The sequence below is a fragment of the Peptoniphilus sp. BV3AC2 genome, from assembly GCF_000478945.1.
Classification (GTDB): Bacteria; Bacillota; Clostridia; order Tissierellales; family Peptoniphilaceae; genus Peptoniphilus_B; species Peptoniphilus_B duerdenii.
The window spans coordinates 22,978-40,461 of record NZ_AWXD01000016.1 but is presented as its reverse complement, the minus strand read 5'-3'; the positions used below and the strand labels follow the sequence as shown (position 1 = coordinate 40,461).

12 protein-coding genes, 1 tRNA gene and 3 pseudogenes are annotated in these 17,484 nt (G+C 32.3%); all 16 read left to right on the top strand.

The features are described from left to right. The first annotated feature begins 93 nt into the window (after positions 1-93). The 16 genes and pseudogenes from HMPREF1252_RS04180 (at position 94) to HMPREF1252_RS04100 (ending at position 17,484) form a co-directional block, all read left to right on the top strand. Positions 94-169 (top strand) — tRNA-Arg (locus HMPREF1252_RS04180). Positions 170-189: 20 nt separating this feature from the next. Further along, positions 190-654 (top strand): rhodanese-like domain-containing protein, encoded by a 465-nt coding sequence (locus tag HMPREF1252_RS09250; RefSeq protein WP_023059486.1) that lies wholly within the window; start codon positions 190-192, stop codon positions 652-654. Then, a complete protein-coding gene (locus HMPREF1252_RS04170; protein ID WP_023059507.1) occupies positions 651-1,811 on the top strand; it encodes a CaiB/BaiF CoA-transferase family protein in 1,161 nt (386 codons plus the stop codon). The genes HMPREF1252_RS09250 and HMPREF1252_RS04170 overlap by 4 nt, the downstream gene beginning before the upstream one ends. Before the next feature lie 599 nt (positions 1,812-2,410). Then, positions 2,411-2,995 (top strand): annotated as a pseudogene (locus tag HMPREF1252_RS04165) (type IV toxin-antitoxin system AbiEi family antitoxin domain-containing protein). 336 nt (positions 2,996-3,331) lie between these two features. Continuing rightward, complete coding sequence (locus HMPREF1252_RS04160; protein WP_036746871.1) at positions 3,332-3,565, top strand: helix-turn-helix transcriptional regulator; 234 nt, start codon at positions 3,332-3,334, stop codon at positions 3,563-3,565. Positions 3,566-3,675: 110 nt separating this feature from the next. Beyond that, a complete protein-coding gene (locus tag HMPREF1252_RS04155; protein WP_023059503.1) occupies positions 3,676-4,647 on the top strand; it encodes a hypothetical protein in 972 nt (323 codons plus the stop codon). A gap of 774 nt (positions 4,648-5,421) precedes the next feature. Then, on the top strand, positions 5,422-6,318 hold the full coding sequence (locus tag HMPREF1252_RS04145) for an alpha/beta hydrolase (protein WP_023059508.1): 897 nt from the start codon (positions 5,422-5,424) through the stop codon (positions 6,316-6,318). 189 nt (positions 6,319-6,507) lie between these two features. Then, positions 6,508-7,017: pseudogene (locus HMPREF1252_RS09535) on the top strand (recombinase family protein); the annotation flags it as partial. A gap of 334 nt (positions 7,018-7,351) precedes the next feature. Next, positions 7,352-7,948, top strand: coding sequence for a TetR/AcrR family transcriptional regulator (locus HMPREF1252_RS04135; protein ID WP_023059488.1), 597 nt, complete (start codon positions 7,352-7,354; stop codon positions 7,946-7,948). Positions 7,949-7,971: 23 nt separating this feature from the next. Next, positions 7,972-10,446, top strand: coding sequence for a PEP/pyruvate-binding domain-containing protein (locus HMPREF1252_RS04130; protein ID WP_023059510.1), 2,475 nt, complete (start codon positions 7,972-7,974; stop codon positions 10,444-10,446). A 1-nt stretch (position 10,447) separates the two neighbouring features. Further along, entirely contained in the window at positions 10,448-11,830 is a 1,383-nt protein-coding gene (locus tag HMPREF1252_RS04125) for an MATE family efflux transporter (RefSeq protein WP_023059497.1), read from the top strand. 283 nt (positions 11,831-12,113) lie between these two features. Next, positions 12,114-12,399 (top strand): annotated as a pseudogene (locus tag HMPREF1252_RS10070) (sigma-70 family RNA polymerase sigma factor); the annotation flags it as partial. Positions 12,400-12,539: 140 nt separating this feature from the next. Then, positions 12,540-13,538 (top strand): ORF6N domain-containing protein, encoded by a 999-nt coding sequence (locus HMPREF1252_RS04115; RefSeq protein WP_023059478.1) that lies wholly within the window; start codon positions 12,540-12,542, stop codon positions 13,536-13,538. A 109-nt stretch (positions 13,539-13,647) separates the two neighbouring features. Beyond that, positions 13,648-13,833, top strand: coding sequence for a transposon-encoded TnpW family protein (locus HMPREF1252_RS04110; protein ID WP_023059483.1), 186 nt, complete (start codon positions 13,648-13,650; stop codon positions 13,831-13,833). A 184-nt stretch (positions 13,834-14,017) separates the two neighbouring features. Further along, on the top strand, positions 14,018-15,766 hold the full coding sequence (locus HMPREF1252_RS04105) for an ABC transporter ATP-binding protein (protein WP_023059506.1): 1,749 nt from the start codon (positions 14,018-14,020) through the stop codon (positions 15,764-15,766). After that, the gene (locus HMPREF1252_RS04100; protein WP_023059502.1) at positions 15,763-17,484 is read left to right on the top strand and encodes an ABC transporter ATP-binding protein; all 1,722 of its coding nucleotides are present in this window, start codon (positions 15,763-15,765) and stop codon (positions 17,482-17,484) included. The genes HMPREF1252_RS04105 and HMPREF1252_RS04100 overlap by 4 nt, the downstream gene beginning before the upstream one ends.

Below are 17,484 nucleotides of genomic sequence, written 5' to 3'. Positions count from 1 at the left end.
TCCGTGAAGGTGGAAGAACAGTAGCATCAGGAGTTGTTTCAAAACTTCTTGACTAAGAGAATTAAACGGGTTTTACGCCCGTTTTTTTTATAAGCGCCTATAGCTCAGTGGATAGAGCGTCAGTTTCCGAAACTGAAAGTCGGAGGTTCAATCCCTCTTAGGCGCTCCAATAAACACAAGGAGGAAAAGATGAAAGCACTAAAAAACATATTGATAGTAATACTTATTGCAGCACTAGGATTCTTAGGATACTTATTTTACAAAAATATAAGCGAAAACAAAGATACAAATAAAAATACCATAGTAGAAGAAAAAGAAAATCCAGAAAACGAAGATGAAGATATAGCCGTTGACGAAAAGAATATCAACGACCTAAAAGAATATCTTCTAGAAGATATCTCCATGATAATAGTTGACCTAAGGGACATGGATAGCTATAACGAAGGTCATATTGAAGGGGCAATCTCCATTCCATTTGAAAAAATAGAAGAGCTAAGCCAAACAAATCTACTGGACAAAGAACAAAATATCTACGTCTACTCAGGAACTAAGGAAGACTCAGACAAAGGTGCAAAAGCATTAACTAAGCTAGGATACACAAATGTTCACAGTCTAGGAAGCATCGACGAATACGAAGGAGAAAAGATAAATTGAAAGCACTGGAAAATGTAAAGGTTCTAGACTTCACAACTCTTTTGCCAGGACCATATGCAACCATGGTGCTTGCAGATTTTGGAGCAGAAGTTATAAAAATAAGCTCAAAATCCAAACACGATTTAGTTTTGGAAGCAGAACCAAAAGTAGAAGGGATATCACAGAATCAACTCTGGTTAAACAGAAATAAATCCACCATATCGCTTAATTTAAAATCCAAGGAAGCGGTGGAAATAGTAAAAGAGCTTGCAAAAGATGCGGATGTAGTGGTAGAACAATTTCGTCCAGGTGTGATGAAATCCTTGGGACTTTCCTACGAAGATATAAAAGAAGTGAACCCAGAAATAATCTACTGCTCCATCACTGGATACGGACAGGATGGACCTATGGCAAATAGAGCAGGTCACGATATAAATTTCTTGGCTAAGTCAGGAATCTTGGCGTCTTCAGGCAGAAAAGAAGAAGGACCAGTGCTATACTCAACCCAGCTAGGAGACCTTGCAAGTGGTGCAAGTAACGCAGTCATAGGAATACTTCTTGCTCTAAATTATAAAAATAAAACAGGCAAGGGACAATACATCGACATCTCCATGATGGATGGACTCATCCCACTTAACTCTCTATACGGAAATGTATACTTGGGAGGAGGAGAACTTCCAACTCTGGAGGGAGATTTCTTAAATGGAGGCTCTTGCTATGATTTCTACAGAACAAAGGACGATAGATTTATCTCAGTGGGAAGTCTTGAACCTAAGTTTTGGCAAATATTTACAAAGGCAATAGATAGAGAAGATCTAAAAGATAAATCCGCCTACGACGCTTCTATAAAAGAAGAAATCAAAAGTAGAATAAAAGAAAAGACTTTTAAAGAATGGATGGATATCTTTAACGGACTAGATGCCTGCGTAGAAGGAGTCTTGAACTTAAAAGAAGTGTTAGAAGATCCACATACAAAGGGCAGGGGAATGGTAATCGAGTTCAAAGTTAAAAATACAACGAACAAACAATTTGCAAACCCAATAAAACTTTCCAAAACACCTGCCATCTACGATCATCCAGGTAAAGAAATCGGTATAGACACAGAAAAGATATTGAAATCACTTAACTACACCGACGAAGAAATAAAAGAAATGGAAGAAAGAGACGTATTTAAATAAGGAAAAAAACCAAGATACTACTTCGTAACATGCCCAGACGGATATAGGGTAGAAGTAATAAGAAGAGATTAAATAGAAATCTAATAAAATTAAACTGCTACAATTGTGGCAGTTTTTTGGGTATGACGGGCATGTTCTAATGCTGGGGTGAAAATCCCTACAGAGTGTAGTTACCGACGAATCTAATAGCGACTTGCAAGTTTTAGATGGCGACATCTAGGAGAGAAGAACGGGTAGCGAAATCGTGGCTTGACGAACAGAAACAGAATATAAGGCATAACAGGTGGGCAAGCTAGTAACAGATAGCAAAGGGACAAAAGGTAACCGTAAACCCAAAGCATAGATTCTGCAAGTAAACGATGAAAGTATTAGGACTTATCCCGTGAGGTCTCATAGACGACACAGTAGTAACAACGAACTATGAGAAGTCAGCAGAATCCATAGTAGCGAGGAAGTTTCTGTAATGGAAATGTAGCGAAGGGAGGAACAATATTTATTGTAATATTTGAAAAGGATGCACTGTGACTTGATGGAATACAAGGAATGACGTATTCATCTATTAAGGTTAAGATACAAAAAGAATAAAGTTAAATAGATACATCAGTAATAAAGAATATATACAAGAAAATTTAGTGATTACCAACAAAGGAGCAGAAGAACTTGGATATACTAGGCATAATTTATCAGAATTAACAAAGAGTGGACAATTGGAGAGATTAAGACCAGGTCTATATCAATTAAAAGGAAAAGTAATAGACGATTTTGTCTTAATATCATCCAATAGTAATCGAATTATATTTTCCCATCAAACAGCCATCTACCTCCACGACCTATCCGATAGAAATCCAAATGTATTTCATATATCTGTACCCCAAGGCTACAATGCCAGCCATATCAAAAATAGGTACGAAGATCTACAAGTTCACTATGTAAAAAAAGATTTATAAGAAATAGGAAAGACAGAAATAAAATCACCGCAAGGCAATCTCATACCAGTTTATGATATTGAAAGAACGGTTTGCGATATCATAATTTACATAGAAAAAATAGATAAGCAAATTTTCACAGAAGTAATAAAAAGATACTTTAAATCACAAAATAAAAACCTAAGACGATTAATAAAATACGGTAGATTATTTAAAATAGAAGATGAAATTAGAAAATACATGGAGGTATTATCGTGATTAATATCGAGGAAGTCTGACAGAGAAGAAAAATTTAAATTTGCAAGAAGTTACTAAAAATAGTAAGACAAACAGAAAGACCAATGACTACGCCCTTATTCCTATTAATTGCAGTGTAACTTGGTCTTTCTTTTCTTGACATATTCCTACTAACAATTGGACTTGTAAATGATATGCTTCAAGAAAAGAATAACGATGAATATAAATACAAGGAAGTAGCTACAAAAGAAGACTTCGATAAATTCTAACAATTTTGCAAATATAATTGCATCATAAAAAAGAATATGTTACAATAAAGTCAAATTAAGAATGTTAGATAAGTAGGTTCAAAATACTTTGGAAAATAGAATAAAACAAATTAGGAAAGAAAAAGGATTAACTCAACAAGAATTAGCATATGATTTAAGCGTAACAAGACAATACATTAGTCTTATAGAACGAGGCGAAGCTCAACCAACGATTTCAGTAGCGCTGGAGATTGCTGACAAACTAAATACATGTATTTATACGTTGTTTGGTTTTGATAGGTTTGAGTGTGAGCAGTGTAATGAAGATATAGGAGGCAATTAAATGGCATATTTAAATCCACAAAGGTATAAGAATGGCGACAGTTAAATTATAGGCGTTTCAAAGTTTATAATATAGTGGTAAAACAATAAAAATAAGGAGGATCTTTAACAATGATAAAAAATGTTAAAAGGATATTATCGATTATAATCTCTGTATCAATGTGTTTTATTTATCCTGTTAATAGTTTTGCTTTATCTCAACAAATCCAAAAAGATGACTTGAATGAAAGTAAGTTATCAGAATTCAATCATGAATTTGAATTAGAAGAAAATGATATATGGGAAACTTATGATGAAATAGATGGTGTTAAATATTATTTTAAAGATACACCAGAATACACGTTAAATGTAATCAAAGATTCAATAACACGAGTTTATTTGAAAGATAAAAAAGCTGATATCCTAAAAGTGTATGAAGATGATTCTAATACTGCAACAACTGATAAAATGTTTAATACTATAGAAAAAGATGTTTTTAACTCTAATTATAGACTTATCAGTCAAGATATTAGACAATCTTTCGAAAAACTTAATTTAAAAGAAGAATATAAAGTTAGTGATTTTAAAATAGGTGAACTTAGAACTACCGATTATGAAATAGCTAAAAGAATTGATAATAAGCTATCGGAGTATTATGGATCACCTTATTCAAATAAACTTATTGATAGTTTGAGTGAAAAAGGAAAGTATGCTAAGTTATATGAAAGTATGCATTTTGAATGTTATAAACATCTTAATTGGTGGTTTGCTGCAGGCACAACAATTGGAGTTGTTGCCACAATAGTTTCATGGCCTTCAACAGTAATTGGTGCTATTTTTGCTACTTATACTACAGCTACTGGTGTTGCTAGTTTGGTAAATAGTTTCAATTCATATGAATACGTTGCAAATGTACATTGGAATAAAGAAGTACAAGTAGGTTCTATTTATCCTTATAGAGCAGGCAAAACAATAAAAGGTAGAGTCTTGGTAGGAGATATAGATGAGTCTTATAGAAAAGGAAAAACTAATAAGCATAGTGATTTTGATGACAATAAATTGCTAATGAGAACTGGCATTAACAATGCTATAAATTTCAACTAAAATGAATAGATCCCAAAATAAAAGATTATTAATATCTCTTTCATTGATAATTTGTTCGATTTTTATAGTAATATATCAATCAAATTATAGCGTTAGTGCTAAAACCATAGCAAATTTAAAAGATTTTGCTAAAGTTAATACTCTCTTTAGTATAAAGGTGAGTCATTCGGATATTAAAAAAATTACGAGAGAAGATAATAAATATTCGTTTACAAACATTGATAATAAAAATGTTGATAATTTCAAAGAATTGGGGAAAGTTTTCATGTTTGATAAGGATGGGGATTTGATTAATCATTTCTTGCTATTCAAACAGAAAGAAAAATATTTAATATACATGAGGGGCATATATATGTCTATAGGTTAAATTTACCCAAATAAATGTAAAAGGGGTCTGTTTACAGATCTCTTTTTGTATATTCATCATGATTTATAATAGATAGTAGTCATAAAGTAGAAAGGGTTAGGCAAAACTTAACACTAAAATAATGATGATAAATTGGAGATGAGGATATGGCTATAACAAATTTGAATATAAGAACAGATGATAGAGGCAGATAATAGCTGTAGGATAAAAATAGGAAATGTATAGTGTTAATATTTGAAATATTAGCTAGTAGAAAAAACCAAAGCGTGAAATATTTCACGCTTTGGTTTTCTTTTATAAATTTTTTGGACTGAAACTTAAAGGTAAACACAGATTATTGACGATAAAAAAATTTTGCAATATAATTATTTAATAATAATTATCAAAGTTTAAAGGGAGGAAGTAGTATGAGTTTTACATATAAGTTCGCAGAAACATTGGTCAAACTATCTGGAGCAAAGAAGCTATTCTTACTTCCGGAAGATAAAATTTTAAACTACGCGAGAAAGACGAACGCAAAACATCCATTTACCGTACCGACGGACAAAGATTTTATCTATGAGGTAGAAGAAATCGACGGATACAAGAATCTCGTCGTCAAAAATAACGAAGAAAAAGCAGGTAGTGCCATTCTATTTCTTTATGGTGGAGGAAATATAACCTGCCCGGACAAAAGAGATTTGCAATTTGTAAAGAGGCTCGCAAAGGAAACAAAGAAAGATGTGTGGTTCTCCCACTATCCGCTTTGCATAGACAACTCCATCAAGGTGACCTATGAATTTCTCTACAAGACCTACGAAAATATGCTTAAATATTATTCAGAAGAGAATATTTCCTTTATAGGATTTTCTTCTGGAGCGGTAAATGCGTTGGGGGTGCTTCTATATAACAATGATGTTGGCAACTTGCCCATGCCTAAATTAATCGTAGCCGTGTCCCCTGGAGCGGTCTTTCGCACAGAGAGAGAAAAGAAAATGGCGGAAGATTTGCGGGACAAGGATGCGATAATCGCACCGGACTACTTGTACAATGTTGAAAATATCGCCACAAAAGGAGAAGATATTCCTGAATACATGATCTATGGACCGGCAGGAGATTTTTCAAACTTCCCAATGACCCATTTTTATTATGGAACTCACGAAGTAATCTATGCCTTTGCTAATTCATTTGCAGATAGTTACGACAAGTACAAAGCGCCTTACAAGATGCACCTAGGCGAAGGTCTCTGCCATTGCTATCCACTTCTGACCTTCTTTCCAGAAGGCAAGGCAGCTCAAGAAGAAATAATTGAGATTTTAAAATAGAATAATATCCAAACTTTAAAAATTAATTGGAAAAAAGACGGTAGAAATCTATCGTCTTTTTTTGTAATTAGGAAAAAACCGGTTAGACTGGGAGTAATAGAATTAAGAAGAACACTTAATCACTATTTTAGTGAAATATGTACTTCTTAATTCTTTTTTTATTGAAAAATTAAGAGAAAAGGGATAAAAATGAGGAATTTTGAAAAGATAACAGCACTCTATGAGAGATTAAGTCGTGATGATGAACTGCAAGGAGAGAGTAACTCTATCATCAATCAGAAAAAAATATTGGAAGAATACGCAAGCAAAAATAATTTGTCAAACATCATTCACTTTACAGATGACGGAATCAGCGGAACACAGTTTGACAGACCGGGATTTATGGCAATGATGAACGGAGCAAATCAAGGAAATATTGGTTGTATCATTGTAAAAGATATGAGCAGACTTGGCAAAGATTATCTCAAAGTCGGCGGGTGTATGGAGATACTAAGACAAAAGGGCGTAAGACTAATCGCTATCAATGACAATGTAGATAGTTTTTACAGAGAAGATGATTTTACCTCTTTTAGGAATATCATGAACGAATGGTATGCAAGAGATATATCAAGAAAAATCTAATCGACTTTCAAGTCAAAAGGGGAAAGTAGAAAACATACGGCAAGCACACCACCTTATGGCTATATCAAAGATGAAGAAAAATAAAAACTTGAGGAAGAAGAAAGAAAAATAAAGGAAAGAAAGGACAAGCTACATCAAAATTACCTGAAACGAAAAGCAAATAGGAAACAACAAGAATATGAGGAAAGGTATAAGGAAAGGAGAGAGCAGAAGAAACAGGAGAAATTAAAGGGTTTGAAAAGAGTGGGGATACCATTATGTGAAATGTAGAGTTTTTTAACTGAATAATATATCCAAAGTCAATGAATATAAAATAAAATATTCATTGACCTTTAAATTTGTGGGCGTTATAATATCTATGAATAAAAAATGAAAAATTCATAGATTGGTTTGAGAAGTTTGGAGGTTAAAAATGTCAAAGGCATTTACAGAAGAAGAAAAGATAAAAATCAAAGAAAGTATTATGGAAACTGCTCTTGATTTATTTCATGATAAAGGTACAAAATCACTTAGTATTTCGGAATTGACAAAAAGAGTAGGGATAGCACAAGGAAGTTTCTATAATTTTTGGAAAGACAAAGAATCTCTTATCATTGATTTAATGGCATATAGGTCAATACAAAAATTGGAAAACATTGAAAGAGAATTTTCAAATTCACTCACGAATCCTAAAAAATTCCTTTCAGAGATAATTTATAAGTATTCGATAGATATGACTGAGAAAATTAAAACTCAGCCAATTTATCAAGAGGCATTTAGAATATTTGCAAGTCAAGATTCAAAGAAAGTGAATAGAGTAGAAAATCTATATGGTGATTTTTTGGATAGGTTAATAGATTATTGGTACAAAAATAATGCAGTAAAAAGCGTAGATAAGCAAGGCTTATCAAATGCTTTTGTTGGCAGCTTCGTTCTATGTTCAAATTATTTCCATTTTAATAAAGATACCTTTGAAGAAGTGCTTAATATTTATATACAAAGCATTGTTTTTAAATATATAGAAATTTAATTGTATAAGGGAAGGTGATAGCAATGATTCTGGATTTTAATGAGATAAAAAAGGAAGACGTATTAGTTGCTGGAGGTAAGGGTGCTAATCTTGGAGAAATGACTTCTGCTAAAATAAATGTCCCAAGTGGATTTGTTATAACAGCAGACGCATATAGAGATTTTTTAAAAGTAAATGCGATTGATATTCTCATTGAAAATGGAATTAAAAAATCAGTAGATGATGAAAGAAAACTTCTAAATGAAGCTGAGCATTTTAGAGGAAAGATAAAGTCTGGAAAATTTCCTGAAAGGTTAGAGAATGCAATAAGAGAAAAATATTTTAATCTTGGAAATAATACAAGAGTTGCAGTGCGTTCTTCAGCAACGGCAGAAGATTTGCCAGATGCCAGTTTTGCAGGACAACAAGAAACTTATTTAAATGTTCAAGGTATTGAAAGTGTATTGAATGCAGTGCGTAATTGTTATGCTTCGCTTTGGGGAAATAGAGCTGTAAGTTATAGATTTCATCAAGGTTATGATCAAACTTCAGTTTCTATTGCAGTTGTTATTCAAGAAATGATAGAGAGTGAAAAATCAGGAGTTTTATTTACCGTAAATCCAGTAAACAAAAAAGAAAATGAAATGCAAATAAATGCAAGCTTTGGATTAGGAGAAAGCGTTGTAAGCGGAAGAGTTACAGCGGATAGCTACATTATTGATAAATCAGGAAATATAATCGAAGTAAATATTGGAAGCAAGGAAACTCAGATTATATACGGGAATAAGGAAACTGTTGAAGTATCGGTAAACTCTGATAAAAGAAAAACTCGTGCATTAAATGATAGAGAAATACTTGAACTTATGAAGTGCGGTTTAGAGATTGAAAAACACTATGGTATGCCTATGGATATTGAATGGGCAATCAAAAATGATATTGTATATATTTTACAGGCGAGAGCGATTACCACATTAAAAAATTCCGGAAATGATCTAACTGGCAATGATTTAATAGAGAAGTATATAAAGGGTAAAAAAATCAAAAAGGATACACGAGAAGTAATGTCATTCTTTTTAGAAAAAATGCCTTTTGCACATAGAGTCCTTGATTTCGATTATTTAATGGCAATCAATGATCAGAAAGTAAACATTTTTTCAGAAGGTGGAATTATTTTACCAAGAAATCCAATTATAGATGATGATGGTATACAAACTTTTTCTGATGATGGAAAGCGAATTGGAAAGAATATTTTCAAATTTTTTAATATTTTAAAGAACATGAAAAATTTTGAGTTCTGTTATAAAAAGTGCAAAGATTTTATGAGTATATATGAAGCTGAAATAGAAGAAATCAAGCACTTAAATTTCGAAAATATGACATTAACGGAGTGTGGAAATTTTTTAGAAGAAAGTTATGCTATTTTGCAAAAGCTTGCTTATGATAGATTTAAGTATGCCTTATTTCCATCAGTATTAAATAGCAAGAAATTTACCAAAATAATAAAAAAAGTAAATAGCAATTATTCATCGTTTGATTTTTATTGGGACTTAGATAATAAAACATCGGTGATTACAAATGATGTCTATACAATGGCTTGTGAGATAAGAAAAAATGAAGATTTAAAAAGAGCGATAATTTCCGGAGATAATTTTAAGGAATTATATAAAAAGTATAATGATTTTAAGAATATAACAGATGAGTTTATGAAAGATAATGGCTTCAAATCTGATTATAACTGTTATTGTTTATCTGCAAAAACATTTCTCGAAGATCCTGATAGGCTGATAAATATATTACGACCTATATTAAATGAAAATAGTAATGAAAGTAAAGATATAAAGGATTTTTCTAAGCTTATGGAGAGTATAGAGGGAATCTATGGTAAAAAGTATCAGGATATAGAAAAACAGATAAAATATTTTAGATATTTTCATGTGGTTCGTGAAGAAAGTCAATATTTGTGGGAAACACTATTTTATTATGTTAGGAAGTGTGTTAAAAGAATTAACTTTATACTCTTGGGTGATGAAAACATAGAAATAGGAGTGGCTAATCTTTTTCATAAAGAATTACTTAAAGCAATTAACAGAGGTAATTTAAATGAATCAGATAAGGAAAAAATAAATAGGAGAAACGAAAAATTTCCTTTAGCAGTGAAAGTATGGGAAGCTTCAAAGTTATTGATTTTTAAAACGGATGGTGATGTCTTAAAAGGAGTAAGCGGAAGCACTGGTATTGCAGTTGGAAAGGTGTGCCTGATAAATAGTCCCAAAGAATTTTATAAAATGAAAAAAGGAGATATATTAGTTTGTCATCTTACAGATCCTGAGTGGACTCCATTATTTAAGCTGGCAAGTGCTGTTGTGGCAGATACAGGTTCTGCTTTAAGCCATGCTGCAATTGTTGCAAGAGAATATAATATACCGGCAGTTCTTGGAGTTGGTTTTGCAACTACCAAATTCAAAGATGGAGATACCATACAAGTAGATGGTAATACCGGCGAGGTCAAAGGCTTTTAATATGAAATCAAAAAATCAAATAGATCAAAAAGAATTGAGAAGGCAAAAAATTTTAAGTGAACCACTTTTACCTTTGATAGTAAAAATGTCTGTTCCAACAATTGTTGGTATGATGATTATGGTTATTTATAATTTGACAGACACATTTTTTGTCGGACTTTTAAATGATAAATCGATGACAGCTGCTATTGGTGTTGTTTTTAGCTTCGTGAGTATTATTCAGGCTATTGGTTTTTGGTTTGGATATGGCAGTGGGAATATTATGTCTAAAAAACTTGGAGAACAAGATGAGGAAGAGGCAATAATTATTTCTTCAATCGGAATAGTATTTTCTATTATAAGTGGATTTTTAATAGTTATAATGTCATGGATTTTTATTTCTGACTTGACAAAGTTCATTGGTGGGAATGCTTCTGTTAACTTATTTAAATTTACTACTCAGTATTTAAAGGTGATTATAATAAGCGTTCCATTTAGTCTGTATTCAATTACTATTTATAATCAATTACGACTTTGTGGAAATGTAAAAGATGGAATGATAGGTTTACTTTTAGGAATGTTTAGCAATATGATTCTTGATCCTGTATTTATGTTTATATTCAAGTGTGGGTTTGTTGGAGCTGGATATGCAACTTTGACAGGTCAAATAATTGCGTGTATTGCACTTACTATGTTGGCAAAAGGAAATGGTAATATTCCTGTTTCTTTGAAAAATGTCAAATGTAGTAAAGAACGCATATACCATATTCTTGTAGGAGGAATGCCTAACTTTTCAAGGCAAGCAATTACAAGTGTTTCTCTCATTTTATTGAATAGAGTTGCAGCAAACTTTGGTGACAGTATTATTGCAGCTTTAACCGTTAGTTCAAGAATAGTTGCCATAGCTTATATGATTATGATTGGATGGGGGCAAGGGTTTCAACCTATTTGTGCAATGAATTATGGTGCAAAAAAATATGGCAGAGTTAGATCAGCATTTAATTTGACAGTTGTTGTTGGAACTATATTTTTGATTATATCAGCAGTGGTGCTATATATTTTTTCGGAACATTTCGTTATTGCAATGTCTAAAGATAGTGAAGTTATTTCTATAGGAGTGCAAATACTTAGAATGCAATGTATAACAATTCCGTTGTTAGCCTATTATGCGATAAGTAGTATGTTGATGCAAAACATAGGTGAATATTTTTGGTCGTTGATAATTTCGATTTCAAGGCAAGGTATTTTCTACATCCCTCTTTTATATTTACTTACTAATTTATATGAGAAGTTTGGAATATATTTATTGCAACCTGTTTCTGATGTGTTGTCATTTGCTTTGGCTGTTTTTATAGTTTGTAAAATGAAATTTACTTGTTATAAGCTTCAAAAAGATAATATTTAAGGTTTACAGAATATTTATTTAGGAGAGAAAAAATATGTAACTAAGCAATGGAGGGATAAATAATGGGAACATTAAATTCGGTTGTTCATATAAGATACATTTATCCTTTTTTATGCTTGGAATTGCTTACACATAGCAATAATACTTTACCAGAAACGACCAAATAGAAAATTATATACAACATTAGTTTTTAAGCCGAGAGGACTTTTTACGCCAAAGTGTAGAAGTCCTCCTTTTTTATTCGCAAAAACAAATTAGAGAACAGGAAAAGGAGGAACACACAATGGATAAGAAAGAATATTACCTTTATGTAAAAGGCAAAGCCGTACCTGTAAGTGAAGAAGTATACAAAGCCTACTGGAAGATAACAGAGCATGAAAAGTATCTCCAAAGAAAAGATTAGAAGCATAATGTTATATAGTTTTTGCGCTGGATTATGACGGACACTTTGTAGATAACATCATAGATGAAAAAAATAGACTTAGAAAAAACTCTCGAAGTAAAAATGCAAATTGAAGAACTTCATAGAGCATTAAATACTCTCACAAAAGAAGAAAGAGAGTTAATCGCAACACCGCCGGCATTGATTGGCAGATGGTTTTATGAAAATGTAAATAAGAGACTTGTAAAAAATGTGGAACACATCGGAAAAGCTGAAGATGGAGTAGAAAAATATAAAAGAATTTAGATAATGTTGGAGGTGCATTTCATGGCAGATGAAAACAGAGAAATTGTAGTGATAGATGAAACTACAATGAAAAGCAAGATTTACTATATACGAGGTCAAAAGGTTATGCTTGACTTTGAACTTGCTGAAATATATGGGTATGAAACAAAAACATTTAATCAGCAAGTTAAGAATAACATAGAAAAATTCGATGAAGATTTTAGATTTCAACTTACCAAAAATGAATGGGAATTTTTGAGGTCAAAATTTTTGACCTCAAAATCAGATGAAGGTTCAGGCGGTAGAAGATATATGCCTTATGCCTTTACAGAACAAGGTATTTATATGCTGATGACTGTATTAAGAGGAGAACTTGCTGTCAAGCAAAGCAAGGCTTTAATACGAATGTTTAAGCAGATGAAAGATTTTATAGTTGAAAACCAAGACTTTATCACCTCGAAAGAATTATTACAAATAGCAGTACAGACAAATCAAAACACAAAGGATATAGCTGAAATAAAGTCGCAAATGGCTACAAAAGAAGATTTGAAAAAGGTTATGGATAATTTTATAGATCCGGACACATACAAGCATTTCCTTTTAATGAACGGAGATAAGATTGAAGCAGATGTTGCCTATACCAAAATATATAAGTCTGCAAAGAAAAGCATTTATGTAATAGATAACTATATAGGCTTGAAAACCTTAGAATTGTTAAGGGCTGCAAAAGACAATGTTGAAATTATAGTCTTTAGCGACAATGTGAAAAACAGGGATATGCTTACAAAAAATATCCTAAACGATTTTAGAAAAGATTACCCTAATATCAATCTTAAGATGAAAGTCGCAGGGAAAAAATATCACGATAGATATATTGCTATTGACTATGGAACAGACAGTGAAGCCTTTTATCTTTGCGGAGCTTCATCAAAAGATGCAGGAAATAAAATATCAAGTATTACAAAGATAGAGGAATCTTCCAAGGATATGTATCATACGATGTTTGGCGGAATGCTGAGTAATAAGGATTTGAAAATTTAATATGTAAATGCTAAAGCGTTATTCAATGAATAGCTATAAGACTTGCGAAAGGCGGTAGAAATAAAACTCTATCGTCTTTTTTAATTGCAACTAATAGGAGGAAAATAATATGCACGAAAATAAAAATGAACATAATACAGGAACAAAGACCATAAAGAAGATAGGAAAGGCAACTTACGAGGTTGTAGTCCATTTTAATGAAAATGCGACTGAAACCATGCAAGATAAATTGAAAAGGATACTGCTTAGAGAAATGGAGCGAGAAAAGGATAAAAAACCTCATAAAAATGATTAGAAAGTCCTTGACAAGTTGTTACCGGGGATTGCTACGCCGGTGGATTTTTTTTGTTACAAAAATTTAAAGACAATCATATTTTATTTGAATTTTTTGACAGAATAAATTTTTTTGACTAGACAATAGAAAAAAAAGAAGATATATTAATATTAATTATCAAATAGCACATAGAAAGAAGGTTAATATGAAACTTTATAAGAAATTATTTTCCTATATGCCTGAAAGAAAAATTCATGGAATACTTGCGGCGATGCTAGCTGCAGTTGGGAATTTATTACAGTTTTATGCTTATTATTTAATTTGGATCTTGCTTAGAGATGTATTTTGTGGAGAAGATCTAATGAATCTTAAGATTTTCTCTATAAAAATTCTAGCTCTCTTCGTTTCCTGTGGTCTCTTCTACTTTGGCGGTACATGGATGAGTCACTTAGCTGGATTTAGGCTTGAAACTAGACTTCGTGAAAAAGGACTTAGTCATCTACTTAGGGCTTCAAATACTTTTTTTGACACCCATAACTCTGGTGAGGTAAGAAAGATAATCGACAACAATGTGGAACAAACACACATGATTGTGGCTCACCTCATAACAGATCAAACTATGGCAGCTTTAACTCCTATACTTATGATAGCCTTGACCTTTGCAATTGACATCTATCTTGGAATATTTTTTGTAATCATCATTCTACTTAGTATGTACTTACTCTACAAAATGATAGGAGACCAATCATTTATGAAGAAGTACATGGAAAAACTAGATGAGATGAATGCAGGTGCTGTGGAATATGTAAGAGGAATGCCAGTGGTGAAGATCTTTAACACGCCACTTATCGGTTTTACAAAACTTTACGATTCAATCATGGTCTACAAGGACATGGTCTACAAATATTCAATGTCCTGCAGGATTCCCTATGTCCTTTTCCAATGGCTTTTAAATATTTTTATAATCACGCCAGTCTTTCTAGCGATATTTATGGTTTCAAAAGGACAAGATCCTAATGTATGGGCGGCAAAAATTCTATTTTTCACTTTATTTATGGGATTATTTTTCGTAGATCTAATGAAGATTATGTATGTTTCCATGTATGTTTTTCAAGCTAACTCTGCTGTGGATAATCTTGAAAATCTGTTCACTGAGATGAAAGAAAAAGAAATAGTTTTTGGCACACAAAAAGATTTACAAAAGAAGAATATAATCTTTAAAAATGTTGATTTTTCATATGATGGCAAGAATAAGATTTTACATAATTTTTCTTTAAATCTTGACGAGAACAAAGTATATGCTCTTGTAGGTAGCTCTGGATCTGGTAAGTCTACCATTGCCAAGTTAATCTCTGGACTATATCCTGTAGATTCTGGAGAAATTTTAATCGGCGACAGAAATATTTCTTCCTACGATGGGGAAAGCTTGATGAAAAATATCGGCATAGTTTTTCAAAACCCTAAACTATTCCAAGGAATTTCGATTTTTGAAAATGTAAAACTCGCAAACAAAGATGCAGATGATGAAGAGGTCTACAAAGCCTTAAAGCTTGCCCGCTGTGATGACTTTATAGATAAATTCAAAGACAAGTACGATGCGATAATAGGTGCTGAAGGGATAAATCTATCCGGCGGTGAAAAACAGAGGATCTCCATTGCGAGAATATTTTTGAAGGATCCAAAGATAATTATCCTTGATGAAGCTTCTGCTGCTGCAGATCCGGAAAATGAATATGAATTACAGATTGCATTTAAGGAGCTTATAAAAGATAGGACGACAATTATGATTGCCCATAGGCTTTCTTCGATTCGTGGAGTGGACGAAATTCTACTGGTAGAAGATGGAAAAATTCTAGAGAGAGGAAGTCACGATGAACTTATGAAGGAAGATAGCAGGTATAAGAAGTTTATCGAAATGTATAATGAAGCAAATGAATGGAGGGTTGATCTATGAAAAACTATTTAAAAGATAGATTTGCACTTACAGACAAAGGTGCAGAGGGAATCATCGTTGCAACTAAATATTCTGCCTTAAAGAGTCTATCCTACATGCTTCCTATGTTTCTTCTTATGTATGTCATGCAAGGTATCTTGGGGCTAGGCAAGTTTAATCTCAAGATTTCTGTCATTGCATATATAGTAATTGCCCTTATAATGATTTTTGTAATAAATAAAGATTACATCACAACCTATAATGAAACCTATAAAGAATCTGCAAATTTAAGGATTGAACTTTCTGAAATTATAAAGGATCTTCCCCTTAGTTTCTATTCTAAAAGAGATTTAACTGATTTTTCTCAAACGATTATGAAGGATGTAGAGGCAATGGAGCATGGTCTTTCTCATGCAGTTTCAGGTTTTTATGGCTTTATAATAAACCTAGTTATTATTTCCATTTTGTTGCTAATTGGAAATGTAAAGCTTGGTCTTGCAGTTATAGCTCCAATTTATATTTCTGCTATTTTGAATTTGACTTCCACCAAGATACAAAAGAAAGCGACGGCGACCTACTACAAAGAACAGAGAAAGTCTTCTAAGATGTTCCAAGAACTAATAGATCTATCCACTGAAATCAAATCCTACAATTTGACTGAAGAAAAGGAAAAAAGTGGCATTGACTTTGTTAGGTCCTTAGAAAAGAAACACATTAAGTCAGAACTGGGACAAGTTATACCCATTGTTTCTGCAACGGTTATAGCAAACTTATCCCTAGCCCTTGCAATCTATGTGGGACTAAATAGCTTGATAAATGGAGAAATAAATATCTTGTATTTTGCAGGCTACCTATTTGCTTCAGCAAGATTAATTGATGGAGTTGCTGCCTTTAACCAATTTTATGGAGAGTTAATGTACATGGATTCTCCAATAGAAAAGATAAAGGCACTTAGATCAGAAGAAATCCAACCGGGAAGAGAAACGGAATTTAAATCATTTGATATAGAAGGAAAGAATGTAGAATTTTCTTATCTCGATGACAAAAAAGTCATAGATAATATTTCATTTAGAGCCATCCAAGGCAAGACCACAGCATTGGTTGGACCATCAGGATGTGGAAAATCGACCCTAATAAAATTGGTGGCAAGGCTCTATGATTATGACAGAGGAGAAATCTTAATAGATAAAAAAGAAATAAATAAATCGAGGACAGAAGATTTATTTAAACATATTTCCATGGTGTTCCAAGATGTAATTCTATTTAACGGTTCTGTAATGGAAAATATAAGGCTCGGCAGACCTACTGCAAGTGATGAAGAAGTGCTAGAAGCTGCAAGGCTCGCTAGCTGCGACGAATTTGTAAAGAAACTTGAGAATGGATACGATACGGAGATTGGCGAAAATGGCTCTAACTTATCTGGAGGAGAAAGACAGAGAATATCCATAGCAAGAGCATTTTTAAAGGATGCAGAAATAATCCTACTAGATGAAATTGCGGCATCACTTGATGTGGAAAATGAAAAATATATCCAAGAATCTCTAAATAAATTAATTAAAAATAAGACTGTGATGATAGTTTCCCATAGGATGAAATCAATAAGAAATGTAGATCAAATCATAGTTATGAAAGATGGGAAGATAGAAGATTTTGGAAAACACGATGAACTTATAAAAAATAGTAAAACTTACCAAAAAATGATTGAATCATCTAAAAAATCTGAAGAATTTATATATTAA